Source organism: Psychrobacter maritimus (assembly GCF_029953575.1).
Taxonomy (GTDB): Bacteria; Pseudomonadota; Gammaproteobacteria; order Pseudomonadales; family Moraxellaceae; genus Psychrobacter; species Psychrobacter maritimus.
In genome coordinates this window covers 62,345-87,491 of sequence record NZ_CP124526.1, presented here as the reverse complement: position 1 = coordinate 87,491, position 25,147 = coordinate 62,345, and the positions used below count along the sequence as shown (strand labels likewise).

The window sequence follows — 25,147 nt, the reverse complement described above, 5'->3', positions numbered from 1 at the left end:
GTAATCAATGAGCGCTAGCTATATTGTGACATTAACTACTTAAGGGTTTTATCAAGATAGTTGAGCACTTGTGCACGCACATCATTGACCCAGCGTAATGGCGGTGCCATCGCACCGATACTGGTCGCATGACTGGCGCCTGCGATTTCGCCTGTTTCCACTTTAACGCCCGTCGCTTTTAATGCCTGTGTCATTTTAGTGGTATTGGTCACATGGACGATTTTGTCTTTTTCGGCAGTCAATAATAAATACGGTGGCTGCGCACCTTTAATTTGGCGGTCTGGCATCACTGTCTCTGGCGTCGCATCTGACCCAAAGGCAGTTCTACTACTGAATTTACGAAAGTCATAGCTATAAGGGCCTGCAATGCCAACCACGGCGGCAATATCTTTTGGCTTTATCCCATAAGGTGCTAAAAAATCTTCATTGGCGACAGCAGCAACCGCGTTAAATGCACCCGCAGAATGTCCTATCACTGCCAAACGCTTGGGGTCAGCGTGGAGGCTCTTGGCATTGTTATAACTCCAAGCGATGGCCTGCGCGGCATCTTGCACGTAATCAGGATACACATGCTCAGGGGCTTTACGATAATTAATCACTGCGGTGACATAGCCCGCTTGCGCCAAGCTTTGACCAACAAAGGCGTACTCGTCTTTGTTACCACTTTCCCACGAACCGCCATGGACAAAAACCACCATCGGATAGCTGTCATTAATAGCGTTATCATCAGTCACGTTTTTTGACTTCATGGCTTTTGTTAAAGGTTTAGGATAATAGATATCTAAATCTTGATTGGGCTCATCGCCATACAAAATATTTTTACTGACACCAACACCGCCATTTGAGGTGATACCATTAACGATAGCCAGCGCCGATAATGCCTGTACTTGCTGAGTTGCAAGCGCAATGCCGCCAACGGCCAATGCCGCCGTAACGCCCACGCTGATACGTTTAGGCTTGCGACTCTTTATTTTCCCAGTTTGCACAGTTTGCACAGTTTCTTTATTTAAATCCGTCATCGCCAGCAGTCCTATTATCGGTCAATCATTAATATAGCAGTCGTCGGTTTATACTTGATAATAAAACGACTGTTTTATTCAAGCTATCGTTTCTATTTTTACGGCCTATATCTTACTGGCTGGCTAGGGATTTATCGTGCTGTTCCTGTTATGACTGTTTAGGGTTCTTGTGCTTGTAATCGAAACAGCTAGTTAGGGATTTTGATAAAGATCAATATAAGGGCTCGATGACGGCTGATTAACGGGCGTACCATCTTCGTTGACGATAATCGGCGTGGCATTAATCGTTGGATCTACCGCTGCCGAACTTGCTAGTGCTGACGCAGCGCCACTTTCAACGATTGGTATGGCCGCAGGATTGGCCAAATTATTCTCATACATGATGTCATCATCGCCTATCTTTACCCCTCTATCATCAACAACGGTGGTCAGTAGCACCAACTCTGTGATGCCGACGGTATTATTGGCAATATCAATCAAGTGGCTTTGCTGCGTTGGTGTCATACGCCCCATAATATAAACCACGCCATCATTGGTCACCGCCTTAATCTGCGAGGCGTTCACACCATTACTAGAGGCGACTTTTGCCAGTAGTTTAGAGGTAATATAACCATCATGGACGGTTGAGCTATAGCCCCTTGAGGCACTGACGTTAAGCTCATTATAGACATGACGCACGTCTGGCATGGAGCTGACGACTTTTTCAATTTCTGCTTTGATGGCTTGCGTTGGCACTTCACCGGTGAGCAATACTTCACTATTAAAGCTATCAATACTCATACGGCTGGTTTGCTGTAAATTTTCTTGCAGACCATAGACGTTAATCTTGACGGTATGCTCAATACTGCGATCGAGCAGACGCTGCGGAATGGTGCGCTCTGTCATCGGTACGCCATACGTACCTTCTGTACTATTGGTCAAATAGTTGGTGGTACAGCCAGTCGCGGCGATGCTGGTCAGTAGCATAACGCCAATCGCCTTGCGGCGTGATGAGCCAAAAATAGCAGTGCGCAAATGCATCCGTGTCATGGTTTACCTCTTAGAACATGATGTAATAATTAAATGATGAATAGTGCTAACAAGTCATAAGGAGAATAATACGACTTCGCTTCAATTAATAATTTTTAGTTCAGCTACTTTACTGAATTTTTACGCTAGGCGGTTAGGCTTTTGGTAACGACAGCGTGATGCTGGCATTTATTTTACCGTTTAATTTAACCTTTACATCCATGTAACTGTCAAACCACTTAACTTTAAATCCACTTAAGCTTTCAAACTACTTAAGTCCTCAAAAATCTTATTACTATGATTACCAAGCTGAGGCGATAAAAGCGCCTTGTAGCCATTCTGCTTGCGTATTTGTTAACGGTGCTTGATTGGTATCATTCCTCTTATTTTTATTATTGGCATTAGTACTAGCATGGGTATCATAGGCAATCACATCAAACCGACAGTCATACTCACTATATTGAGGATGCTGCTGCAAAAAATAACGTGCCGCTTTGATAATCTTATTTTGCTTATTTTTTGTCACGCTAAGGGCGGCATCACCAAATCCTGAACGCTGCCGTTGCCGCACCTCAATAAAGACAAGCGTCGACCATGCCTGCCCTTTTTCTAGCATAATTAAGTCAAGCTCACCCACTTTTGGTTGCTGCCAATTTTGCGCCACCAATATCAAGCCTTGCGCTTGTAAAAACTCACACGCCTGCCGCTCAAAACGGCTGCCTTGACGCTGTGTCGGTGAAGTAAGGGTTAACGGTTTGTCATTTGCCATCACGTCTATGGGCCAGCTGAACATTTCAGAATTATCATAGCACATCATGCTAAACTAACCACTTTCGCGTTCTTATGCTGACTGACTTTTTATTTAAATCAGCCTTTATAGCGCTACACATTTTTACTATTCGTTTTGAATATCCTTTTTTAATACTTTAATAGTCTTTCTTAATACTCAGAGGTTTTCATGTCTAGCCCTACCGCGATGCCAGCTTGTCTTTATATCGTTGCCACGCCGATTGGTAATTTGAGCGACATGACACCGCACGCAATCGATACCCTAAAGCAGGTTGCTATCATCGCCTGTGAAGACACCCGCACTTCAGGCAAGCTGTTATCACATTTTGGTATCCATACCAAAGATACGAAAGAAATTATTGCTAACGATAGCGATAGCGATAGCAATACCAGCACAACTGACGCTGTAAAAGATGCTGATAGCGCAACCAAGCAAAAAGGTCATAATAAGCTTTGGGCCTATCATGAACATAATAGCGCCATTCAAACACCCAAAATTATTGAGATGATTCAGCAAGGTCATTCGGTTGCGCTGATTAGTGATGCTGGCACGCCGCTGATTAGTGACCCCGGTTATCAATTGGTACAAGCCGCCCATGCTGCTGGCGTTCGCGTATCCCCTATTATTGGTGCCTCTGCTGCTATTGCTGCATTATCGGTTGCAGGATTGCCATCAGACCGCTTTAGCTTTATTGGCTTTTTACCAGCCAAAACCCACGGTCGCCAAAAACAATTAACGGCTCTGAATGCACGTACCGAAACCTTGATATTTTATGAAGCGCCGCATCGTATTATTGCCAGTTTAGAAGATATGGCTGCTATTTTTGGTGCGGAGCGCGAAGTGACGTTTTGTCGTGAATTGACCAAAACCTTTGAGACCGTGCATAAAAGCACGCTTGGCGAATTGGTTGAATTTGTCAAAGCCGATGACAATCAGCAACGCGGTGAAATTGTCGTCGTCGTTGCTGGGGTAAATGTGGCGCAAGACGATGACGATATCAGTATTCATGATAAGTTATTACAGCGCTTATTAGAGGATTTATCGGTTAAAAAAGCTGCTGCCTTAGCTGCCGATATCACAGGCGTCAAAAAGAATGCGCTCTATCAGCGCTTACTTGAGCTACAAGTAGAATAATTTTTACTATAAAAAATAAGCGAAGTATTGATAAATTAAGCACTGATAAATTCATTGAGGAGAGAGAGATAATGTACGATGTGATGGCGATAGGTAATGCCTTGGTTGACCACGAATATCTGCTGTCGGATGCAGCGCTAGAAGAAACTGACCTGACCAAAGGCAATATGACGCTGGCCGGACTTGAAGAGCAGCAGCAATTATTGGCGTATTTCAAGCTGGCCGAGATTGAGCCATCAAAACAAGCGGGCGGCGGTTCAGCTGCCAATGCCATGTATACCTTTGCAAGTTTGGGCGGTAAACCTTTTTATGCCTGCCGCGTCGGCGATGATAAACAAGGCAAATTTTATCTAAAAGACTTACATGAAGCAGGCGTTGCTACTTCCCCTCAGTCAATCCATGCAGGCGGTGTGACCGGCTCATGCGTGGTGGCAGTGACCGAAGATGGCGAGCGTACCATGCAAACCTTCCTTGGTACTTCAAGCGATATTACCGCGGATAACGTCGACTTTGAGGCACTAACCCAAGCTGGCTGGTTATATTTAGAAGGTTATCTGGCGATGTCTGAAGGTATTCAGCCCGCAATGACCCAACTGCGCCAACAAGCAGGCATCCATGGTGCCAAAATCGCCGTCAGCTTTGCTGATCCTGCAGTGGTAAAGTTTGCCAAAGAAGGCCTGCTTAATATGCTCGGCAATAAAGTCGCGGTGATATTCTGTAATAGTGAAGAAGCCAAATTATTCACCGATAAAAAACAGCATAAATCGGCGGCGCGAGCTTTACTTGAGCATTGCCAAACGGCGGTTGTTACCAATGGTCCAAATGGCGCCATCATCGCCCATAAGCCAAATGATGAGTCTGAGATTGAGATTTATGAGATTCCGACGCCAGCTGTTGCCAATGTTATTGATACCAATGGCGCTGGTGATAACTATTCTGGGGCGTTTTTATATGCTTTATCGCAGCACTATAGCTTGCCAGAATGCGGACGACTTGCCAGCGAAGTAGCTGCACAAGTGATTCAGCAGTTTGGTCCACGCTTATCATCGCAAGAGTATCAAGATATCTCACGCCGTGTTTTAACTATGTAGCGGCTGGATTATTTGATTACTAAAGCGCTAAAAACCTAAGTTTCTAAGTGCTTTAGAAGGTATTTCTAGTTTGCCCCTAATAAAAAACACAATGCTGCTGGGATAAATTTTCGCAGCCTCTGGAGTTACGAAGTCGCACAGCAAGCAAGGAAAATTTGTACCAATAGCACCTTATAATAGTTTCGCGCTTTTATTTAGGGTTTAACTACAAGTCTTTAGCATCTAATAAGCAAAAGCCCATATCCTAAGATATGGGCTTTTTTATTATTCATTTACAAAGCAGAAGAAAGCTATTGCTTAATTAAGCAGCGGCAAGTGCTTGCTCTAAATCAGCTTTAATATCTTCAATGTGCTCAATACCAATCGATAGACGGACCATATCCGTGCTTACCCCAGCATTCTCTAGCTCTTGCTCGTTGAGCTGACGATGGGTAGTGGTCGCTGGGTGACAAGCGAGTGATTTAGCATCACCGATATTAACCAAGCGCGTAATCAGTTGCAGCGCATCAATAAAGCGCGCTCCTGCTTCAAGTCCACCTTTTACCCCAAAGGTTAAAATAGCGGATGGCGTGCCTTTCATATATTTCTTAGCAAGCTCATGCTCAGGATGGTCTGGCAAACCGGCATATTTCACCCAAGCAACCTTATCATGGTCGCGTAGATATTCGGCAACCGCTTGGGCGTTTTGAACATGACGCTCCATACGTAAACCCAGTGTCTGTAAGCCCTGTAAAATACTAAAAGCATTAAGCGGGCTAAGTGCCGCGCCGGTATTACGCAGTGGCGCTACGCGAGCACGAGCGATAAAGGCCGCTGCGCCAACGTCCTTGACGAAATTTACGCCATGATAGCTTTCATCTGGGGTGTTTAATAGTGGGAAACGCTCAGGGTAATCGCCCCAAGGGAAAGTTCCGCTATCAACAATCGCCCCGCCAATCGAAGTACCAGTACCGCTCATATATTTGGTCAATGAATGAATGACAATATCAGCACCAAACTCAAATGGACGGCATAACGCAGGGGTCGCAACCGTGCTATCAATCACTACTGGTACGCCGTATTCATGCGCGATATCACTCAGTGCTTGGATATCAACAATGTTACCTAATGGGTTACCGATACTTTCCGCAAAGACCATCTTAGTTTTATCATCGATTAAATCGCGAATCGCTTCAGGGTTTTTATGGTCAAAAAAGCGGACTTCGATACCTTGGCGCGGCAAAGCATGCGCAAATAGATTATAAGTGCCGCCATATAGCGTTGATACCGCGACGATATTATCGCCCGCTTCACAAATCGTTTGGATAGCATAAGTGATGGCCGCCATACCAGACGCTACTGCAAGTGCACCAATACCGCCTTCAAGTGCCGCCACACGCTCTTCTAATACGGCGTTGGTCGGGTTCATGATACGGGTATAAATGTTGCCAGCGACTTTTAGATCGAACAAATCCGCGCCATGTTGGGTATTATCAAACGCATACGAGCTGGTATGATAAATAGGCACGGCGACCGCTTTGGTGGTTGGCTCTACAGTATAGCCGGCGTGAATTGCCAAGGTCTCAAGACGCTGGGTATTTTGCTTAGCTGGTTGTCCATCACTCATAATGTGCTCCTATATATTCGTTAATTATTAAATCGAGATTTTATGATTAAAAAATGTTTTAAAAAATTCATACCAAGATATCTATCGCTAAACGACAGTCATAATAAAAAAGCAACAATCATAAAAAAAGCTGAGTTAATCATAACCCAGCTTCTTTATTAAAAGAATAGCAAATCTCTCATCTCTTAATGACAAATATTAATAAGCAATATTTATAAGCAATGAAACTAATAAGCATATTCCTAGGTAATATCCGCGCTATTTTTATAACGACTCATCAATTTTTATTTATAGTACGCGTTTTCAGTACGGGTATGATCGGTCTCATCAATCACTTGCGTCAGCTCTGGAATCTGCTGTTTTAACTGTACTTCAACGCCTTGACGTAAAGTCATATCAACCGCTGAACAACCTTGGCAACCACCACCGAATTTTAATACAGCAGTCAGACCGACGCCTTCTTCATCAATCAATTCAAGCAGCTGTACATCACCGCCATGCGCGGCCAAGCTTGGGTTAATCTCAGACTGCAAGACATAGTTGATACGCTCTTCGACACTGGCATCAGCACCGACTTTTGGCACTTTCGAGTTTGGCGCACGGAATGTCAGCTGCCCACCGAAACGGTCTTTATTATAATCAATCACCGCATCTTCTAGATAAGGGACCGATGCCGCTTCAATAAATGCCGAAAAATTGTCATAAGTAAATTTCAAATCAGCGCTGTCTTCTTCGCCCGGCTGGTTATAAGCCATGCAGCACTCGGCACGCGGCGTACCTGGATGTTCAACGAAAATACGCACACCGATACCATCGGTATCTTGTTTCGCCAGTAAATCTGCCAAATAACCTTGCGCGGCTTCAGTGATGGTGATGTTACTTTTGGCTTCCGTTTGCTCAGTATCTAACGCTGACTCGTAATCGGCAGCAGGTTCTACTTGAGTATCAGTTGGATTGTGTTCACTCATAATGCTTCCTATGTGTTATGACACAAGCGTTATATTGGTCACGTCTACTGTGTCGTCAATGTCATGTGAGGGTGAGATAAATGAAATTATCCATCATCTTGGTATATGGTTTTATTGCTTTAACCGTCATGACGGTTGTATTTGTTAGCAGTTATTAACGGTTATTAGCAGTTATTGGCTCTATTATAGCGCACTTAACGCATAATTCCGACCGTGCTACTGCGATTTAGCAGTGGCCTGACTGCTACCTTAATAATCCATTTACTTGAACTGTCCATTCTATATTAAGACCACAAGCGAACTTATCAAGTTTAAAGCGCTTATTTAATGATAATCAGCATTTTAAACTTTATTAGCCCTATCCATGTACTTAGTCAACAAAAACCATTTAAAGTCTTTCAAAAGCCATAGCCTCATGAACGCATCCGTTCAATTTTGGCGTAAGCAAGTCAAATAAGCCTCTTGATTTAATATATAATTTTATATATTATAATTATATATAACAAAAACTTTCGAATTCAATACCTAGCCTATTCCATAATTGAAATAATCGTTCAAGAAAACGTAGCAGTTTTTACCTAAAAGTACGTTTGTATTGAACTCACATTCAATAAACCACGCTTGCACTTTATAAGCGTTTTAATCCGGCATAAAGAGGAGCATCCATCCCATGACTAAATCATTTAAAGACATCACTAAACACGTTTCAACCAATATGGCAAAATTACACAAGCATATTCCTGAAACCAGCAGAGCCTTTTCGCAGCTCGGTGCAGCGGCAACCGCAGATGGCGTATTGGACAAAAAAACCAAAGAGCTGATTGCCCTCGCCTTAGCGGTTGGCGCGCGCTGTGATGCTTGTATCGGTTTTCATACCAAAGCATTGGTACAACTTGGCGCCACCGAGCAAGAAGTCGCTGAAACCTTGGGCATGTGTGTTTATATGGGCGGCGGTCCGTCAATGATGTACGCTGCCGAAGCCGTTGCTTCCTTTAATGAATTTAGTAAAGACGCTTAAACCTTATTCTTAATCAGCTTCATTGTTAAAAAACTGCCAGTGATTAAATCTATCACTGGCAGTTTTTTTTGTCTATACGATGCTGATAGCTCTCATATCCTAGATTCATACCTGTCTGTAGACTCACAGTTATGGAAGCATAACTATAAATGGCTAAGTTGTGCTATAACTTACTCCTTACTGCATTTATATACTAATAAGCATGGTATGAGTTTAACATCTTAGCGCAGAATTCTCCCAGCTCTAAGGTGTTGAGATGAGTGCGTTGTTGGTGATAATAACCTCTACCTGTAGTATAATTAATAATAAATATAACACCAACTAACAATAAGTATTTCATGCAAAAGCAAATCCTAAAAGCCCATAAAGTCAGGCTATATCCGAACGAGGATCAGCAAATATTCTTTGCTAAGTCGTTTGGCTGCACACGCTTTATTTGGAATAGGATGCTTAGTGACAAGATTGATCATTACAACGAACATAAGACCGAGCTTAAAAACACTCCTGCTCAGTATAAGAAAGAATTTGAATGGCTAAAAGAAGTCGATAGCTTGGCATTGGCTAATGTGCAGCAAAACCTAAGAGCGGCTTATAATAAGTTTTTCAAGCAAGGCGCCCGATTCCCTAAGTTCAAGAAAAAAGGCATTAAAGACAGTTACACCACCAACAATCAAAAGGGTACAGTGACGATCACAGATAGCACCGTTAAACTGCCAAAAATAGGCCATATCAACGCCAAGTTCCCAAGTGAAATAAACGGCTTAATTAAGAGCGCCACCATCAGCCATACCCTATCAGGTAAATACTTTGTCAGCCTACTGGTTGAAACCATCGTTAATGAATTACCAAAAACCCACTCTAACATCGGCATTGACTTAGGATTGACAGACTTTATCGTCTTATCGGACGGCAGGAAAGTTGCTAATCCTAAGTTTTTATCAAAGCTGCAAGACAAGTTAGCTCGCGCCCAAAAGATGTTAGCCAAACGTAGAGCAGTTGCCAAAGTTGCTAATCGCAAACTTAGTGACAGTCGCAACTATCAAAAGCACAAAACAAAAGTCGCCAAGGTCTATGAGAAAATAACCAATACTCGCAAAGACTTTCTACATAAACTCTCATTCAATCTCATCAAAAACCACGATGTGATTGCCATAGAGGACTTGAACGTCAAGGGTATGGTTAAGAATCACAAACTTGCAAAAGCAATCAGTGACAGCTCATGGTCGTCATTTACCACCATGCTTGCCTATAAAGCAGACTGGTACGGCAAAACGCTTGTCAAAATAGACCGATGGTTTCCATCGTCTAAGACTTGCTCAAACTGCAACCATCTACTGACTAAAGCTGAATTACCGCTGTCGGTTAGAATGTGGAATTGTCCAAGTTGCTTGCAGCAAAATGACCGCGATATCAATGCCAGTATCAATATCTTACATCAAGGATTGATACTGGCTAAACAATCAAAAACTGTCGGTGCGACAGGGTTAGCTTAGTTAATTCGCTTAACCGCTGATACAGAATATCGTGTCAAGTAAGAGCGTTACCTAAGAAACCCCTACCTCTAAGGTAGTGGGTAGTTCATGAGAAAATCTTTATGATGACTGAGAATCTAACGTTAGTGACGACCAAAGATAAGGTGCAAATCGCTGTTTGGGAGATATTCGATGGTCAAAAAACCCATCAATGTTCTAATGTTGATACTAACAATGGCTCTACTAAAAATGACACTGCTAATCAAGGGCAAAACATTTTCTTAACGCATGGTACTTTTTCAGATAAAAAAACCTGCTTAAGAATCGCCGAATACTTAGCTGAGCTTGGCCATCATTGTTATATCATGGAGTGGCGCGGCCATGGTGCAAGCGCAGTACCAAAAGATAAATTTAACTTTGAAACCGTCGCAACCTACGATTTTGCTGCCACTTTCGATTATTTATTTAATGAATTAAAGCTCAGCAATTTACACTGCGTCACTCATAGCGGCGGCGGTGCTTGCTTAACGATGTTTTTAATCCAAAATCCGCATTACATCGCTAAAATCAATAGCCTCAGTATGTTTGCTTGCCAAGTTTATGGTGCAATAGTCAATCCGAAGAACTATTTTAAAATAGTCGCTGCTAAACTATTTACGCGTATATTCGGCTATATACCTGCTAGAAAACTCAACATGGGACCCTTTAACGAAAGCCATCACACCATGAATCAATGGTACGAATGGAATTTGCGTAAAAATTTTCACAGCAGTTTTATTAAGCAAAAAGATATAGACGCTGCTGGTGTCAAAGACAGTGCTTTTGATAATTATAGCTGTCAGAAAAATGTTACTCAGTTAACGGATGACGATTGCTTTGATTATCGACAATATATGCCGAATATTACCACGCCAATTTATGCCATCAGCGCCAAGGGTGATACATTCATCTCGCCTTCTCAAGGCTGCCAGTCATTTTTTAATGATTTTAACAATCCTGATAACGTTTTTCGCGAATACTCAATTATTAATGGCGATTTAGACGATTATACCCATAGCCGTATCTTAAACAGTCGTCCTGCCGCCAAAGAGATTTGGCCAACGGTTACTGCGTGGATTGATAAGCATGCCAATTAAAAGAGTCTTATATTTATCTGTCTGTACAAACTTGAATAAAGGTAATAGCCAGTGGTGATACCTCTCTAAACATCTTTGCACTTGTCAGCAACTCCCATGCTGTGTCAGTATTGGCGGCATTACTTTTTTTAATCAATGAAATATCAGTAGTAGGAAAGTGGCGTATATGAGCGATTCAGCAGAGCAGCATGCAGATAAAAACAAACACTATCGTTATTTGGTATTTATTGGGCGCTTTCAGCCGTTTCATTGCGGTCACAAAGCGGTGGTCGATGAAGCGTTAAAACGTGCCGATAACGTCATTATGCTGATCGGTTCTGCCAACCTACCACGTAGTCTGCGTAATCCATTTAGCGTCGATGAGCGCGCGACGATGATAAAAAACGCCTACTCGCCAGCAGAAGCGGCACGTATCCACTGCGTTGCACTCGACGATGCACTCTACAATGACACGCGCTGGCTGCAATATGTGCAAGCAGGCGTCAAATCTGTCACTAGCGACTTACAGACTGATATTGGGCTGATTGGCCATTCAAAAGACAGCTCATCGTATTATTTGTCATTATTCCCAAGTTGGGCGTCGGTTTCTGTGCCCAATTATCACAATTTATCCGCCACCCCTATTCGTGACAGCTACCTGATGGGTGCCACGCCAACGCCTGAGCGCACCCCTGAGTCGACCCGCAACGTCCTCAATGACTTTAAAAAGACCGATATTTATCAAAACCTGCATGAAGAAGCGGATTTTGTCGATAAATATAAAAGACAATGGGAATCTGCGCCCTACCCACCAACCTTTATGACTGCTGATGCCTTGGTCGTACAATCAGGGCATATTTTATTGGTTGAGCGCCGTAGTATGCCAGGGCGCGGGCTGTGGGCATTACCGGGTGGCTTTTTGAACCCAAAAGAAACTTTATTTGATGCCTGTATCCGCGAGCTACGCGAAGAAACCCGTCTAAAAGTCCCTGAACCGGTACTACGCGGCTCTTGTCATAGTCAGCATACCTTTGATGATCCTTACCGCTCGGCACGTGGTCGCACGATTACCCAAGCCTTTTACTTTCAGTTGAAAAACGACCCAAAAGGCTTACCAAAAGTAAAAGGCGGCGACGATGCTGCCAAGGCTTTTTGGCTACCACTTGCTGAGCTTGATGCCACCATGATGTTTGAAGACCATTATGCAATTATTACTAAAATGGTTGGTTTATAGAATTTTATCAGACGGCTATTCAATCTTTTATTGACAAATTTTCACGCCAGCGCCGATAGACGGCAATGGTTTAGCGCCGCAACTGTTATTTAAAAAACAGCTACGGCATCTCAAAGCAGAGGAGTTCTGTGATGTATACCAGCAATCTAAACAATTTAATCTTAAATAGCGACAGCTATAAAACCTCCCATTGGGTGCAATATCCAAGCGGTAGTGAGTATCTATCAAGCTATATAGAGGCGCGTAAAGGCGATTACGATGTAGTGTTTTTTGGCTTGCAAGCCTTTATTAAAGAATACCTCAGCACGCCTATTACCCATCAAGATATCGATGAAGCCGAAATGGTTATTCAGGCGCATGGCTTAACCTTTAACCGTGCTGGTTGGGAGCTGATAGTCGATAAGCATGGCGGCTATCTACCACTACGTATCGAAGCCATTCCTGAAGGCAGCGTCGTTCCGGCATCCAATGTGGTCTGTCAAATCATCAATACTGACCCTGAGTTCTATTGGCTACCAAGCTATATCGAAACGGCGCTACTGCGTGCAATTTGGTATCCTTCAACGGTTGCGAGCGTCTCGCACTATTGCAAAGGCATCATACGTCGGGCACTGGAAAAATCTGCGGATAATACCGAATCACTGATTTTTCGTTTGCATGATTTTGGTTCACGCGGTGCTTCGAGCCAAGAATCTGTGGCACTTGGCAGCCTTGCGCATTTGGTGAACTTTGCTGGTACCGATTCGATGACGACCTTGGTTTCCGCTAGCCGCTGGTATCAGATGGATAAAGAGATGCCAGCTTTCTCTATACCTGCCGCTGAGCACAGTACTATGACCGCTTGGGGCCGTGATGGAGAAACCGCCGCCTTTGCCAATATGATTGAGCAGTTTGGCGGCGCTGGTAAGAGTTTTTCCGTGGTATCTGACAGCTATGACTTATGGAACGCCATTGATAATATTTGGGGCGGCAGCCTAAAACAAGACGTCAAAAATATGGGCGGGACTTTAGTTATCCGACCTGACAGTGGCGATCCTGCAAAGGTCGTGCGTGAAGCATTGGAGCGTTTAGCGGTAAAATTTGGTACGACCATTAACAGTAAAGGTTATAAAGTGCTGCCTGATTATGTGCGTGTCATCCAAGGTGATGGTATCAGCCCGCAAAGCTTGGGCAAAATCATCGATGTGATATTGAAGGCTGGTTTTAGCGCCGACAATATCACCTTTGGCATGGGTGGCGGATTGTTGCAGCAAGTCAATCGCGATACCATGAGTTGGGCCATGAAAGCCAGCGCCATCTCTATCGACGGCGTGTGGACCGACATTTATAAAGACCCCGTCACTAGCCGCTCAAAACGCTCGAAAAAAGGCCGTTTGGCGCTGATAAAGAACAGCAACGGAACGTTAGAAACTATTAAAGTTGATAATTTATCAGCAGCAGAAGACAACCTATTACGCGATGTATATATCGATGGTAAATTACTTATTGAAGACAATCTCACCACTATTCGGGAGCGAGCAGGATGGTAGCTACTAAGAAAATGCAGAATAAAATAGCTTCGGTTGCAAGAGACGTGCTGTTCGCCCCTGTGTACCTGTATCAAGGGCACAAAATCAAGCGCGATACCGTGCGCCTGCCCGAACCAAATGGTGAGAGGCATGGTCAAGTTCAATTAAACAATGCAACTGACAGCGCTGCCAATACCTCAAAAGATAATACACAGCAAACGCTAAACTTGATGGTCGTTGGCGATTCGGCAGCGGCTGGCGTCGGTAGTCAGACCCAGCAAGAGGCGCTTGTCGGCAATTTGATTCCCATCTTGACCGAGCAGCCTATTATTCAGAGCGCATTTCATACATTAAACTGGTCTTTGCAAGCGACGACTGGTCATACCAGCTTTGATATCTTGCGCAGGCTTTATGTGTTGCCTGCGCCAAGCCAGCCTATCGATGTGATGGTATTGAGTGTCGGCGTTAATGACACCACTTCCAACGTCTCTGTTCATCAATGGCAACAGCAAATCGAAAATATCATTGCTATTGCCCAGCGCAAATTTGGTGTGCGAGAGCTGATTTTTTTAAGCTTACCGCCGATGGCACAGATGCCGGCGATACCTGCACCGTTGAATAACTTCGTCGGTGCCAAAGCCTCTATCCTTGATACGACATTACAGCGAATTTGTGCCGCTCACGATAGTGTCACCTACATGGCAACCGACTTTGCCCGCATGATAGACGAGCATTCTAATGGCACCCCAATCGATATCAGGGTGATGTTTGCCAGTGATGGCTTTCATCCTAGCAGCCTTATGTACCGTTATTGGGCGCAGCAGTTGGCAGAGTTGATTGTCGATTTGCTTGATTCACCAGCTGCTAAATTAAACCGTTCTACCTTCTAAATAATAACAGCTAAAAAACTGACTTTCTAAACACTGGCAGCTTAAAATTTAACGTTAAAATTTAAACAAAAAAAACCGCTGAATGTTCAGCGGTTTTTTATGGCTTAGCAAAAGACTGCTTAGCGAAATACATTTATACCATAAGTATAAATTATTCTGCAGCGTCAGTATCAGCAGCTTTCTTACGGCCACCAAACGCACCAAAGCGTTTGTTGAAGCTTGCAACACGGCCTTCAGTAGAAGTTTTACGTTGTTCGCCAGTATAGAATGGATGCGACGCACTTGAGATATCAAGCGGGTAGTATGGATATTCTGTGCCTTCGTATTCACGAGTGGCTTTGGTTTTAACGGTTGAACGAGTTAAGAAAAACACGTCAGCGTTAGTGTCATGGAACAAAACTTCTTGGTAATTAGGATGGATATCTTTACGCATAATAAACTCTCTATGTCCGATGTATGTACAGCGCTTTTGATTAACGACGTTTTTGACTATTAATCACACTAACATACGTAACTGAGGCACTAAGGACATCTTCTGGTCTGGCAACTGCGTCACTGGCTTATTCCAGCACCCAACACCACACCGCTGCTCACTTAGCCTTTCCCCAGCGGGAAAATCAAACCGCGATTTTAACGGTTTTTGTCGCTCGATGCAAGTAGCTTCTACGATAAGAGCTCGTCTTAAAGCCATCCTGCTATGTTAAAAAACCACGTAAATAACCAAAAAAAAGCAGCCACGCTGGCTGCCTTTTTATGGAAAACTTATTTTTGGAAAGCTTATTTTTGGAAAACTTAAAAGTTATTTAGTTTTTACAATGTGCCAAACGCCAAGTTTATTATCGCCGTCTTTATCGCCAACCTTTGTGTCGTTGGCATAAAAGTATAACGGCTTACCATTCATCGCCCATTGATATTTGCCATCTTCGCGTTTAAAGGCGGCGAACTGCCCTGACGCTTTGGCATTACTCGGTGCCATAAATGCAGGCCAAACGAGCAGACAGGCGCTGCCACATTCTGACTTATTCATAGAATCTTTATCAAAAGTATACAAGGTCATATGATTGCTAGCATCGACGAGCATGCCGTTTTTACTAGCGACAGGAGCCGTGTTTTTATTGGTCGCTTGCACATCATGCATACCCGAATCGTCATTGCCGACCATATTATTTAGGGTTGAACAACCACTGAGCGCTAGCATGCCACTAAGAGCAGATAATACCAGTATGTGTTTCATAATAACTTCCTTGTTAATAGTGAAAAATTTTTTATTGGATTTCTTCTTGTCGTCTGCTGCTTTTAATCATAATACGTACAATGATTGAGGTACGTGAAATGGTTTAGCGCTGACTTCAAGTGTTTTTAATATAGCATAGGCATCAAAGCGCACGTTTCTCTCAGCATATAAATTTACAAAAGCGCCTAAAGTTTACAAATAACGCAAAATTAAATACTTAACTCTATAAAAGACGCTTAGCAGCGCTCAGGCTTTAACCTACCGCCCCAGCGCTCTTCATTGACAAAACTGATGCAAGTACTTACCTATTCATCCTTATATAAGTAGCCGTTTTTCGTAGAATAACGCTATAGAAATTAGGAATGACTGCACAATGGCAAATGTGACCATCGCGGCTTAAGATACGTATTGAACTTGGCTGCCCATGCACGCATATCGTCTGTATGCATATCGATAGCGACACCCTATATAAAACATAAGCTGTTTAAAATAAAAATAGTTAGACCTCGATGATTTAAAAGTAACTTGGTATCCAAAAACACTTTATCTAAAAACAAATCATTTCACGAATACGCCGAGCAGCTCCTGATGACAGGAATGCGATTAAGGATATAACAACGACAATGACTCATTCTTTTACGAACAATCAAGCGCCTGCTACCAAACGGGTTGGTATTCTCGGCGGCGGTACAGCGGGGGCAACCATTGCAATTCGCCTGGCAGCATTAGGGCTTGAGACCTATCTATTTGAAAAAAACACCTCGCTTATCGATGGTCCGCCGATGTGTCATTTGCATGCTGGCGGCAATCTATACCGTGAAATTCCTGATGAAGATTGCGTCGCTCTGCTCAAACAATGTATCGATATTTTACGCCTTTATCCTTATACCATCGATGTACGCCCGACGGTATTTGCTGTGCCTACCCGCGATGAAGGCTTGCCCGAAGACTTGCTACCGCGCCTTGATATCTTGACTGACGCTTATCGCGAGCTTATCGCTGAAGATGCCAATAATAAAGTACTCGGCGAACCTGAAAATTACTATCAGCTCTATAGCCATGAGCAACTGATTGCATTGTCTGAGCGTAAGCAAGTAACGGTGCCGCGGTCGGTTGACGAATGGATGATACCGGTCGCTAAGTATTTGGACTTAAATAAAGTCAAATTTCCGCTGATTGTCGTACAAGAATATGGCTGGAATATCTTCCGCTTGGCAGCGTCTGCGCAATTGGCTTTAGAAGGCTATAAGCATGCGCATGTCTTTACCGATACACAAGTTAAGCAAGTCATGCCCGTCGACTGTGAAAACTGCTCAAACGCTGACCATCATGTGACTAAATGGCGTATCGATTATCAGCAAGGTGCTAGTTTAGACCCTGAAGCGCAATCTAACGGCAAAATCAAATCTATCGAAGTCGATTACTTAATCAATGCTTGCGGTTTTCGTACCGGCGTCATCGACGATATGGTCGGCGTCAAAGTCACGCGTATGGTCGAGTTTAAATCCTCTTATATCACCCATTGGGATGACACCGGCGGGCAGATACCAGAGATTATCGTCTATGGCGATCGCGGTACGCCAGAAGGCATGGCACAGCTAACACCTTACCCCGGTGGTTACTTTCAAATACATGGCATGAGTAAATTTATCACCTTATTTGATGATGGTTTGGTCGCCTCCAATAAAGACAGCGCCCAACCTGAATTGCCGTCGCAATACTTGCACTATATCGAAGATGGCTGGGATAAAGCACCGCTGCAAGCACGCAGTCAACAAGCGATTGATTACGTCGCTGAGTTTGTGCCAACCTTTCATAGCGCGCGTACGGTCGGCAATGCGCTATACGGTGGGCAGCAAATACCCGGTCAAGACGATACTTTGCGGGTTGCCGATGTGAGCTTATACTCTAATATTCGCTATGCGCGCGCGGAAAATGTCAAAGCCTCATCGACGCTGATTGCTGCCGATCAAATCGTTGATGAATTGACTGAGCTTGGTTTAATTGCTAATGATATGGCAGAAAATAGTCAGCGTTATGCGCATGAATGGGCGTATTTAGCGCAAAATGATAGCGTAGCGATTGATAAAGTTGCGCGTCATTTGGCGCAAGAACGCGGCTTTCCATTAGCAATGGCAGGCGTAAACCATGGAATTTGTGAGACACATTAAAATGATTTAAATGTTAATAAAGTTAAAACAAAAAAGGAGAGAAAGGCTAACGATAAGCCCTTCTCTCCTTTTTTATGTAAAGGCAGTATATATTAGCGCTTAGTTCGCTTAGTTACCGGCCATTTTTTCGGTATCGACCGCACCTTCTATGGTTACCACTGTTTTTAGCATGTCAATCGCCTCACTAATGCTATTACAAACGACCAAACGCTCAAGGTCTTCTTGCTTCATAAAGCCTTGGTCAGCGGTATATTTTAAATGCTCAATCATACGGTCGTAGAAGCCATTGATATTCAGAATAATCATCGGTTTTTCGTGCTGATATAACTGACGCCACGTGGCGATTTCCATAATCTCTTCTAGCGTCCCAAGCCCGCCCGGTAAGGTAATAAAGGCATCGGCATATTCTGCCATCACCGTTTTACGGGTGTGCATGGTATCGGTCAAATGCAGACGGGTCAGCTGCTCATGAGCAATCTCGTGCTTGAGCATAAAAGTTGGAATCACACCAACCGCTTGCGCGCCGCCTTGGATGACTTCATCTGCCACTGCGCCCATCAGCCCGATGCTCGCGCCGCCATAAACCAGACCCATGCCATTATCGGCAAGCTCACGGCCAAGCTCGCGCGCTGCCTGCTCATAGACTTCATTATTGCCCAAACGCGAACCACAATAAACCGCAACTAACGGCATCGTCAACGCTGATTTATCCACTGCTTTTTCAATATTGGTAATATCTTGACTGGTAATGACTTCATAAGTGTCATTATTAATTTTCATTTGCATAAAACTTCCTTAATTTTTATATCGACTTTTTATTAAATATATAGCTATTAGATACTTGGCTATTAAAACACGTTTATTCATACCTGGTGGTTTGTTGATGTGTGTTGATTGGTCAAAATAAATACTGATTAATTTTTTTGGTTGATATTGTGCAAAACAAGCCGCATAGAACTCGCACATAGAACCTGCTTATAGAACTTAGAAGTCATTTTCGCCTACCTTCCTACCTAAGATTTATTTTACCATAAGCGGTGTTGTAACTCGGTCATCATGCGATTATCGCAGAGTTATGCCATAGATTAAATTAATCGCAGCTCAATGACGATATGATTAACATTGATTATTAAACGCTCAGCGCATCTTAAGCATTTTTATTTACCCAAAGCACTTACTGATAAAAAAGCACTTACTCATAAAAATGACAAAAACATATTAAGGTTAAACCATGGAAAATACGCAGAATCAAACGGATACTTATTCACTAAGCATCATGACTGATCGCAATCGGGCATTGGCAGCGACTGTCTATCGCCCTAAAGATGAGGTAAAAGCAGCGGTCATGATAGCGCCAGCGACCGGTATCAAACGCCAGTTTTATCACAATTTTGCCACTTATTTAGCAGCCAGTGGCTTTGGTGTCCTAACCTTTGATAATGAAGGTATCGGTGAATCGCTATCGTCTGATTTGGCTAAATGTGACGCCTCTTTAATCAGTTGGGGTCGCCATGACATGCCAGCCGTCCTTGATGCCTTACAAGACGAATTTGCCGATGCGACTTATCATTTAATTGGTCATAGCGCCGGTGGTCAGCTGATTGGTTTAATGCCAAACTACCAAGCTATCGCTTCAGTATTCAATGTCGCTTGCTCATCAGGCCGTATCAAAAACATGGACATGCCTTATAAGCTCAAAGCAATGGGTTTTATGGATGCCTTTATCCCACTCACTAACTTAACGTTCGGTTATACCCCAGCGGATAAAATCGGTATGGGCGAGCCGCTACCACGCGGCGTCGCTCGTCAATGGCGCGAGTGGTGCAATGGCGCAGGCTATATCAAGACCGCTTTTGGCAAAAGCATTCATACTCACTTCTATGATGAGCTTGATATGCCAGCATTATGGCTCGGCTTTAGCGATGATGAGATTGCCAATAGCAAAAATATGGATGATATGATTCGCGTCTTTAGCAAAATGCCAGTCGAAAAACGCTTTTTTGAGCCAAAAGAGTTCGGCTTAAATAGTATCGGTCATATGCGCTATTTTAGTAGCAGAACCAATGCTAAAGCCCCGCAGCTTTGGCAAATGGCAGTCGATTGGTTAGCTAAGCAGCAATAAGTTCTGTTTAGTTAATCCATTTAAGCGCAAGTCTATTTAATCTTGCGTGTTTTTTGCTGCTTGTTCTGCTTTAACACGCTTGGTCAAAGCAGAATAAAGCGACGGCTGCATATTATGGATGTTACCCAGCATCCATTTTACGTAGCTGATTGGTACGTCTTTAATCGGCATACCTTTATGTTTACCAAAGGGCATTTTGCTCAGCGGATTGGCTTTATTGGCGATAGCGTGGGCCGCCGAAAAATCTGTCGGTGCAATCTCTAAACGCTCGCAGCAGGCCTGATAAAGCAGATAACACATGCGCGCATCACCGAGCGCATCATGAGCGGCAATCGTCATTCTACTTGCTTCGCCTTTACCTAATAACTGCTCGATGCATTTCGACTGACCATAGGCGCTCCACTCTGGAAATGCGACGCGCGCCAGCCGCACCGTACATATTAGCTTAGCAGACGGACTGCCAATCACCCGCCAATCAAAGCGCACATTATGCCCAATCAAATACTGCGGCAACTCAAACGCATCCAACTCAAAGCGCTCAAGACCGGCGACATCATCATCGGTGATGCCATGGATTTTAATGACGACTGGCGATATCGAACGCCCACTATTAAAGTATTTCATCCACTCAAATCCCGTCGCCACATTAATAGTCGCCACTTGAATCGGACGCGGATCACGACCTTGATCGGTTTCGGTATCGATAATCAGCGCAGTGTCAATCATAAAGATTTAGCCATCATTATTTAAGCATAGTTGTTTAAACATAGTTATTTCGCTATAGGTAGCAACATTGGTGTTTTAAGTGCAATTGTAAAAGCTAGGTAAATTTAAAAGCTACGTAACTTTTAAAAACTACGTTATGTTTATGGGGATAAAAACTAGAAATAACAATGGTATACAAAGAATAGAGACGTTAACTCTTATACTACCCATTAGAGTTAACTCAAAAAAAATAAAGAGATATCGATGCTAGCAGATGGTAATAAGCTTCCGCCAAATCCAAATTCAAAAACAACCTTTTTACGCCGTATAATAAGTGTATTCATCAAGGCATCTGTATTATTGATGCTGTTATTTGTATTTGACAAGCTCTTACCGAGTATCAGTCAACAAACCCAGTCGTTTGTGATGGCAAAATGGCAACAGCTCAGTTTATTACAACAAGAATTACCGACAGAAAACAGTCTGCCCTCGCCATTACCAGCACAGCACCTAACCGATACATGGGGCGCTGCGCGTAGCCAAGGTCGCTCTCACGAAGGCATCGATATATTTGCCCCGCGAGGCACACCGATTCAAGCGACGACACAAGGCATCGTAAGCAAAGTGGGTGACAATACGTTAGGCGGTCGCGTGGTGTTCATCATTGGACCGGGCGGCGCAGGACATTACTATGCGCATCTAGAGGATTATGCCGATATTAGCCCAAACGACTGGGTCAATGCCGGCGATATCATCGGTTACGTCGGCGACAGTGGTAATGCCAAAGGTACGCCGCCGCACGTCCATTACGGGATTTATATCAATGGCAGCGCGGTCAATCCTTATCCTTTGCTACAAAATCCTGACAGCTAGCCTTTAAAACTTTAGTGCAAAAAATTAAGCTTGTAAAAATCAAGCTTCTAAAACGTTAAACCTCTAAACTTCCAATAAAAAATTTAACGGTCCATCGTTGATACTTGCCACTTGCATATCAGCGCCAAACTCACCAGTTGCTACATTAGGATGTTGGGTTTTGGCGTAATTTACCAGTTGCTCAAATAAGGCTTGCGCGGCATCGGGTGCCATTGCTCCGCCAAAGTCAGGACGACGCCCCTTATCGGTTTTTGCCATCAAGGTAAATTGTGACACCAGTAATAAGCCACCGCCTACTTGCTGGACATTTTTATCCAATTTACCAAACTTAGCAGGGTCATCATCATTATCAAAAATGCGATAAGTGAGAATTTTATCAATCATACGCTGCGCACTTTGCAGATTATCATCATGACCCAAGCCAATATAGGCCAATAGGCCATGCTCAATCTCACCAACGCAGTGCGCATCGACAGTGACACTCGCACGGTGCACCCTTTGTATCAGTGCTCTCATTTACGGCCTTCCTTATTTATAAATAGCTTACAGTTTATGGCCATACAACAATACCCTGACCATGATAAAATACCGCCATTAACTTGCCTAATTAATTATTACATCAAACCCTATTTTGGTAGCCTCATTATGAATTTATTTGCCACCCTTCAACAATTTGTGCCGCAGCAGCAGTTGAGTAAAGTAGCTGGACGTTTGGCCGCCAGCCGCCATCCTTATGTTAAGCGCACCTTTATCCGCAGCTTTGCCAAAGCTTACAATGTGAGCTTAGATGAATACGAGCGCCAAAGCTTTAACGCTTATGAAAGCTTTAATGACTTTTTTACCCGTGAGCTAAAAGACGACGCGCGTATCATCGATAGCAGCGCAAACGGTATTGTTAGCCCTGCTGATGGTGTCATCTCCCAGCTCGGGCAAATCCGCGACCATAAATTGCTGCAAGCCAAAGGTCGTGACTATGACATCGGACAATTACTGGCCAATAGCGAAGAGGGCAGCTATTTTGCTGATGGCAGCTTTGCGACCGTATATCTAGCGCCGAGCAACTATCACCGCGTGCATATGCCATTTGCTGGTACCTTGACCAAAACCCGTTATGTACCGGGTACGCTATTTTCTGTCAATAATACCACGGCAGCAAATGTCCCTGATTTATTTGCCCGTAACGAGCGTTTGGTCTGTTTATTTGACACAAAATACGGCAAAGCAGCGGTTGTAATGGTTGGAGCAATGATTGTCGCTGGTATCGAAACGGTAGCAACCGGCAAAATTGCCCGCACTGATGATATCCAAGAAGCCGAGCACAATATGAGCTTTGCAAAAGGCGATGAGCTTGGGCGCTTTTATTTAGGCTCAACCGCGATTGTGGTATTACCAAAGGGCGCAGAAGCCGATTGGCAAGACAGCATGCAAGCCAATAGCGTGGTACAAATGGGACAGTTATTGGGTGTTGCTAACGCTAAATAAACCGCTGTTTCATGATAAAAATATAAGCCCAATTAAGTATGAATCATTATGCTTAATTGGGCTTTTTAATGAGAGTTATGGTTTCGTCGTAAGATAGCGGTTAGTAACGAAGGTCGCTAATAATCAAAGAGGCTAGTAACGAAAGTGCTTGTGTATAGGATAAGCATAAAGGATATTTTCTTCTTGCGTACCACGGCCAATATTATGAATAATCAGCGGCGCACCATCAGCAGCTACTTTGTCTGAGACGATACCTATAGTAAAAGAAACAAAAATCCGCTACAGTATATAATATGGCATACTCAAAAGACTACCGACAACTGATCCTCAATAAGCTTGCAGAAGGCTATAGCATTCGACAACTTGCCGAGGAATATCAAATTAGCACCAACACTATTCAGCGTTGGAAAAAATTTCCTGAGCGTAAAAAACGTCAGTTTACCCCAACTAAAATAGACGATGCATTACTGAGAGCGGATGTAGAGGCTTATCCTGATGACTATCAGCACGAACGAGCTCGGCGTTTTAATTGTACTCAAAGAGCGATAGGCATTGCATTAAAACGAATCGGCATCACTCAAAAAAAAGAGCTTAACTCATCCAAAAGCAGATGATAAAAAACGTTTAATATTTCTTGAAAAGTTAGCGCAATTTGAGTTTGATGATAAGCCTATTATCTATCTTGATGAAAGTGGCTTTAAGTCTCATGAGAACAGGCCTTACGGTTACTCTAATAGAGGTAAAAAATGCTTTGGACAATACAACTGGCAGCTTAAAAACCAAACCAATGCGATAGGTGCTATTTACAATAATCAGCTGTTCGCTGTTGGACTTTATGATCGCAGTGTCAATAGTGATGTGTTCCATAGTTGGGTTGAGCAATTGCTGCTACCGAGCCTACCGAAAAGCAGTGTCATTATTATGGATAATGCAACCTTCCATAAGCGCAAAGACACAACTGAACTTATAGAAGATGCAGGGCACACTATTTTATGGCTGCCACCTTACAGTCCTGATTTGAATCCTATCGAGCAAATGTGGGCTTGGGTCAAACAAAAACGTAAAGAGTGGCGGCTAGATTGCGTTGACACACTGTTCTTTTATTTCTTATGGCTGTGTGGCGATTTATAAGTTCTTTGACTATATATGCGGTAAACCGCCGTTTGGTAAGCGCCACGTTACAATATCGCCGGCTTGAAAGCTGTCTTTGTCAGTCTTAGATAACGTTTTTCCATGACGCACAAAAAACGTTTCAAGGTTGGGTACGCGCCGATGATCGATATTTTTATCCGTTGACTTTAAGCCCCATATTTTCGGATAGGCAGACCAATTTGACTTCATATCGTGATTAACCAATTGCTGCAAATCAATATTTTGCAAACGATAAGCACGGACAATCACATCGGTACAGACGCCAGTCTCGCTTGCTACATCGCCACGCGGAAATTTTAATTTACGGTAAGTAGGGTCATAGCTCACTGTGATACCAATCTGTTTTTTAGCATCGCGCGCCAATTTACCACCATCACTGATAGGAGCAAGCGCTTGCGCCATTTGCGCCAGTCCCAACATGCTGATAAAGGCTAGCGATTTGCCCAATGTGTTATATTTAATTAAGCGCATTTAGCTTCTCTGTTATTATCGATATTACTATTGAATATAAAGGCTTTAGACAGCGTCAACCATTGTGAGTCAGTAACAAAATGA

At 43.4% G+C, this 25,147-nt stretch carries 26 protein-coding genes; 14 read left to right on the top strand and 12 right to left on the bottom strand.

From position 1 onward, the window contains the following. Positions 1–35: 35 nt before the first annotated feature. From QJS82_RS00400 to QJS82_RS00390, 3 genes are all read right to left on the bottom strand, one after another. Positions 36–1,019 carry an alpha/beta hydrolase gene (locus QJS82_RS00400; RefSeq protein WP_281490851.1) on the bottom strand — a complete coding sequence of 328 codons (984 nt, stop codon included), beginning with the start codon at positions 1,017–1,019 and terminating at the stop codon, positions 36–38. 192 nt (positions 1,020–1,211) lie between these two features. Further along, positions 1,212–2,048: a BON domain-containing protein gene (locus QJS82_RS00395; RefSeq protein WP_281490850.1), complete on the bottom strand. Its 837-nt coding sequence runs from the start codon at positions 2,046–2,048 to the stop codon at positions 1,212–1,214. Between the two features lie 280 nt (positions 2,049–2,328). Further along, positions 2,329–2,844 (bottom strand): YraN family protein, encoded by a 516-nt coding sequence (locus tag QJS82_RS00390; protein WP_281490849.1) that lies wholly within the window; start codon positions 2,842–2,844, stop codon positions 2,329–2,331. A gap of 141 nt (positions 2,845–2,985) precedes the next feature. On the opposite strand from QJS82_RS00390, the gene rsmI reads away from it, so the two are divergent. After that, a complete protein-coding gene (rsmI, locus tag QJS82_RS00385; RefSeq protein ID WP_281490848.1) occupies positions 2,986–3,951 on the top strand; it encodes a 16S rRNA (cytidine(1402)-2'-O)-methyltransferase in 966 nt (321 codons plus the stop codon). 71 nt (positions 3,952–4,022) lie between these two features. After that, positions 4,023–5,042, top strand: coding sequence for an adenosine kinase (locus QJS82_RS00380; RefSeq protein WP_281490847.1), 1,020 nt, complete (start codon positions 4,023–4,025; stop codon positions 5,040–5,042). A gap of 301 nt (positions 5,043–5,343) precedes the next feature. On the opposite strand, the gene QJS82_RS00375 is transcribed toward QJS82_RS00380, so the two are convergent. Next, the gene (locus QJS82_RS00375) at positions 5,344–6,648 is read right to left on the bottom strand and encodes an O-acetylhomoserine aminocarboxypropyltransferase/cysteine synthase family protein (protein ID WP_201565740.1); all 1,305 of its coding nucleotides are present in this window, start codon (positions 6,646–6,648) and stop codon (positions 5,344–5,346) included. 284 nt (positions 6,649–6,932) lie between these two features. Continuing rightward, positions 6,933–7,616, bottom strand: coding sequence for a Fe-S biogenesis protein NfuA (nfuA, locus tag QJS82_RS00370; RefSeq protein WP_183621311.1), 684 nt, complete (start codon positions 7,614–7,616; stop codon positions 6,933–6,935). Between the two features lie 670 nt (positions 7,617–8,286). On the opposite strand from nfuA, the gene QJS82_RS00365 reads away from it, so the two are divergent. The 6 genes from QJS82_RS00365 to QJS82_RS00340 all read left to right on the top strand — a co-directional run bounded on the left by QJS82_RS00365 (position 8,287) and on the right by QJS82_RS00340 (position 14,853). Further along, positions 8,287–8,634, top strand: coding sequence for a carboxymuconolactone decarboxylase family protein (locus tag QJS82_RS00365; RefSeq protein ID WP_201565742.1), 348 nt, complete (start codon positions 8,287–8,289; stop codon positions 8,632–8,634). 338 nt (positions 8,635–8,972) lie between these two features. Beyond that, a complete protein-coding gene (gene tnpB, locus QJS82_RS00360; RefSeq protein ID WP_281490846.1) occupies positions 8,973–10,127 on the top strand; it encodes an IS200/IS605 family element RNA-guided endonuclease TnpB in 1,155 nt (384 codons plus the stop codon). Positions 10,128–10,228: 101 nt separating this feature from the next. Next, entirely contained in the window at positions 10,229–11,242 is a 1,014-nt protein-coding gene (locus QJS82_RS00355) for an alpha/beta fold hydrolase (protein WP_281490845.1), read from the top strand. Positions 11,243–11,408: 166 nt separating this feature from the next. Further along, positions 11,409–12,455: a bifunctional nicotinamide-nucleotide adenylyltransferase/Nudix hydroxylase gene (locus QJS82_RS00350; protein WP_201565746.1), complete on the top strand. Its 1,047-nt coding sequence runs from the start codon at positions 11,409–11,411 to the stop codon at positions 12,453–12,455. 131 nt (positions 12,456–12,586) lie between these two features. Next, entirely contained in the window at positions 12,587–13,984 is a 1,398-nt protein-coding gene (locus QJS82_RS00345; RefSeq protein ID WP_281490844.1) for a nicotinate phosphoribosyltransferase, read from the top strand. Further along, the gene (locus QJS82_RS00340; protein WP_281490843.1) at positions 13,978–14,853 is read left to right on the top strand and encodes an SGNH/GDSL hydrolase family protein; all 876 of its coding nucleotides are present in this window, start codon (positions 13,978–13,980) and stop codon (positions 14,851–14,853) included. Before QJS82_RS00345 ends, QJS82_RS00340 begins: the two co-directional genes overlap by 7 nt. A gap of 151 nt (positions 14,854–15,004) precedes the next feature. On the opposite strand, the gene QJS82_RS00335 is transcribed toward QJS82_RS00340, so the two are convergent. Together QJS82_RS00335 and QJS82_RS00330 are read right to left on the bottom strand one after the other, a co-directional pair. Next, the gene (locus tag QJS82_RS00335; RefSeq protein WP_149491046.1) at positions 15,005–15,286 is read right to left on the bottom strand and encodes a type B 50S ribosomal protein L31; all 282 of its coding nucleotides are present in this window, start codon (positions 15,284–15,286) and stop codon (positions 15,005–15,007) included. Positions 15,287–15,652: 366 nt separating this feature from the next. Beyond that, on the bottom strand, positions 15,653–16,087 hold the full coding sequence (locus tag QJS82_RS00330) for a COG4315 family predicted lipoprotein (RefSeq protein ID WP_201565752.1): 435 nt from the start codon (positions 16,085–16,087) through the stop codon (positions 15,653–15,655). A 623-nt stretch (positions 16,088–16,710) separates the two neighbouring features. Here QJS82_RS00330 and QJS82_RS00325 point away from each other — a divergent pair. After that, positions 16,711–18,258, top strand: a complete 1,548-nt coding sequence (locus tag QJS82_RS00325) for an FAD-dependent oxidoreductase (protein ID WP_281490842.1) — start codon at positions 16,711–16,713, stop codon at positions 18,256–18,258. A 108-nt stretch (positions 18,259–18,366) separates the two neighbouring features. Here the strand turns inward: QJS82_RS00325 and QJS82_RS00320 are convergent, their stop codons facing one another. Further along, positions 18,367–19,044, bottom strand: a complete 678-nt coding sequence (locus QJS82_RS00320; RefSeq protein WP_201541104.1) for an LOG family protein — start codon at positions 19,042–19,044, stop codon at positions 18,367–18,369. A gap of 445 nt (positions 19,045–19,489) precedes the next feature. Here QJS82_RS00320 and QJS82_RS00315 point away from each other — a divergent pair, with 445 nt between their 5' ends. Beyond that, entirely contained in the window at positions 19,490–20,380 is an 891-nt protein-coding gene (locus QJS82_RS00315) for an alpha/beta hydrolase family protein (protein ID WP_281490841.1), read from the top strand. Positions 20,381–20,416: 36 nt separating this feature from the next. Here QJS82_RS00315 and QJS82_RS00310 read toward each other — a convergent pair whose 3' ends face one another. Further along, positions 20,417–21,106, bottom strand: a complete 690-nt coding sequence (locus tag QJS82_RS00310) for a putative quorum-sensing-regulated virulence factor (RefSeq protein ID WP_281490840.1) — start codon at positions 21,104–21,106, stop codon at positions 20,417–20,419. A 243-nt stretch (positions 21,107–21,349) separates the two neighbouring features. Between QJS82_RS00310 and QJS82_RS00305 the strand changes: the two genes are divergently transcribed. Beyond that, positions 21,350–21,958, top strand: a complete 609-nt coding sequence (locus tag QJS82_RS00305) for a M23 family metallopeptidase (RefSeq protein WP_281490839.1) — start codon at positions 21,350–21,352, stop codon at positions 21,956–21,958. 63 nt (positions 21,959–22,021) lie between these two features. Here QJS82_RS00305 and dtd read toward each other — a convergent pair whose 3' ends face one another. After that, positions 22,022–22,474 (bottom strand): D-aminoacyl-tRNA deacylase, encoded by a 453-nt coding sequence (gene dtd, locus QJS82_RS00300; protein WP_201565761.1) that lies wholly within the window; start codon positions 22,472–22,474, stop codon positions 22,022–22,024. Between the two features lie 129 nt (positions 22,475–22,603). Between dtd and asd the strand changes: the two genes are divergently transcribed. Next, the gene (gene asd, locus QJS82_RS00295) at positions 22,604–23,440 is read left to right on the top strand and encodes an archaetidylserine decarboxylase (RefSeq protein ID WP_281490838.1); all 837 of its coding nucleotides are present in this window, start codon (positions 22,604–22,606) and stop codon (positions 23,438–23,440) included. Positions 23,441–23,572: 132 nt separating this feature from the next. Here asd and QJS82_RS00290 read toward each other — a convergent pair whose 3' ends face one another. After that, entirely contained in the window at positions 23,573–23,641 is a 69-nt protein-coding gene (locus tag QJS82_RS00290; protein ID WP_281491643.1) for a hypothetical protein, read from the bottom strand. A gap of 92 nt (positions 23,642–23,733) precedes the next feature. On the opposite strand from QJS82_RS00290, the gene QJS82_RS00285 reads away from it, so the two are divergent. Together QJS82_RS00285 and QJS82_RS00280 are read left to right on the top strand one after the other, a co-directional pair. Beyond that, positions 23,734–24,054: an IS630 transposase-related protein gene (locus QJS82_RS00285; RefSeq protein WP_025651424.1), complete on the top strand. Its 321-nt coding sequence runs from the start codon at positions 23,734–23,736 to the stop codon at positions 24,052–24,054. A gap of 13 nt (positions 24,055–24,067) precedes the next feature. Continuing rightward, positions 24,068–24,571: an IS630 family transposase gene (locus QJS82_RS00280; RefSeq protein ID WP_281491642.1), complete on the top strand. Its 504-nt coding sequence runs from the start codon at positions 24,068–24,070 to the stop codon at positions 24,569–24,571. A gap of 9 nt (positions 24,572–24,580) precedes the next feature. On the opposite strand, the gene QJS82_RS00275 is transcribed toward QJS82_RS00280, so the two are convergent. After that, the gene (locus QJS82_RS00275) at positions 24,581–25,063 is read right to left on the bottom strand and encodes a DUF1287 domain-containing protein (RefSeq protein WP_281490837.1); all 483 of its coding nucleotides are present in this window, start codon (positions 25,061–25,063) and stop codon (positions 24,581–24,583) included. Between the last annotated feature and the right edge of the window lie 84 nt (positions 25,064–25,147).

Coding starts and splice junctions, on each gene's coding strand:
- QJS82_RS00400 (WP_281490851.1), bottom strand. CDS start 1,019: ATGACGGATTTAAATAAAGAAACTGTGCAAACTGTGCAAACTGGGAAA.
- QJS82_RS00395 (WP_281490850.1), bottom strand. CDS start 2,048: ATGACACGGATGCATTTGCGCACTGCTATTTTTGGCTCATCACGCCGC.
- QJS82_RS00390 (WP_281490849.1), bottom strand. CDS start 2,844: ATGATGTGCTATGATAATTCTGAAATGTTCAGCTGGCCCATAGACGTG.
- rsmI (WP_281490848.1), top strand. CDS start 2,986: ATGTCTAGCCCTACCGCGATGCCAGCTTGTCTTTATATCGTTGCCACG.
- QJS82_RS00380 (WP_281490847.1), top strand. CDS start 4,023: ATGTACGATGTGATGGCGATAGGTAATGCCTTGGTTGACCACGAATAT.
- QJS82_RS00375 (WP_201565740.1), bottom strand. CDS start 6,648: ATGAGTGATGGACAACCAGCTAAGCAAAATACCCAGCGTCTTGAGACC.
- nfuA (WP_183621311.1), bottom strand. CDS start 7,616: ATGAGTGAACACAATCCAACTGATACTCAAGTAGAACCTGCTGCCGAT.
- QJS82_RS00365 (WP_201565742.1), top strand. CDS start 8,287: ATGACTAAATCATTTAAAGACATCACTAAACACGTTTCAACCAATATG.
- tnpB (WP_281490846.1), top strand. CDS start 8,973: ATGCAAAAGCAAATCCTAAAAGCCCATAAAGTCAGGCTATATCCGAAC.
- QJS82_RS00355 (WP_281490845.1), top strand. CDS start 10,229: ATGATGACTGAGAATCTAACGTTAGTGACGACCAAAGATAAGGTGCAA.
- QJS82_RS00350 (WP_201565746.1), top strand. CDS start 11,409: ATGAGCGATTCAGCAGAGCAGCATGCAGATAAAAACAAACACTATCGT.
- QJS82_RS00345 (WP_281490844.1), top strand. CDS start 12,587: ATGTATACCAGCAATCTAAACAATTTAATCTTAAATAGCGACAGCTAT.
- QJS82_RS00340 (WP_281490843.1), top strand. CDS start 13,978: ATGGTAGCTACTAAGAAAATGCAGAATAAAATAGCTTCGGTTGCAAGA.
- QJS82_RS00335 (WP_149491046.1), bottom strand. CDS start 15,286: ATGCGTAAAGATATCCATCCTAATTACCAAGAAGTTTTGTTCCATGAC.
- QJS82_RS00330 (WP_201565752.1), bottom strand. CDS start 16,087: ATGAAACACATACTGGTATTATCTGCTCTTAGTGGCATGCTAGCGCTC.
- QJS82_RS00325 (WP_281490842.1), top strand. CDS start 16,711: ATGACTCATTCTTTTACGAACAATCAAGCGCCTGCTACCAAACGGGTT.
- QJS82_RS00320 (WP_201541104.1), bottom strand. CDS start 19,044: ATGCAAATGAAAATTAATAATGACACTTATGAAGTCATTACCAGTCAA.
- QJS82_RS00315 (WP_281490841.1), top strand. CDS start 19,490: ATGGAAAATACGCAGAATCAAACGGATACTTATTCACTAAGCATCATG.
- QJS82_RS00310 (WP_281490840.1), bottom strand. CDS start 21,106: ATGATTGACACTGCGCTGATTATCGATACCGAAACCGATCAAGGTCGT.
- QJS82_RS00305 (WP_281490839.1), top strand. CDS start 21,350: ATGCTAGCAGATGGTAATAAGCTTCCGCCAAATCCAAATTCAAAAACA.
- dtd (WP_201565761.1), bottom strand. CDS start 22,474: ATGAGAGCACTGATACAAAGGGTGCACCGTGCGAGTGTCACTGTCGAT.
- asd (WP_281490838.1), top strand. CDS start 22,604: ATGAATTTATTTGCCACCCTTCAACAATTTGTGCCGCAGCAGCAGTTG.
- QJS82_RS00285 (WP_025651424.1), top strand. CDS start 23,734: ATGGCATACTCAAAAGACTACCGACAACTGATCCTCAATAAGCTTGCA.
- QJS82_RS00275 (WP_281490837.1), bottom strand. CDS start 25,063: ATGCGCTTAATTAAATATAACACATTGGGCAAATCGCTAGCCTTTATC.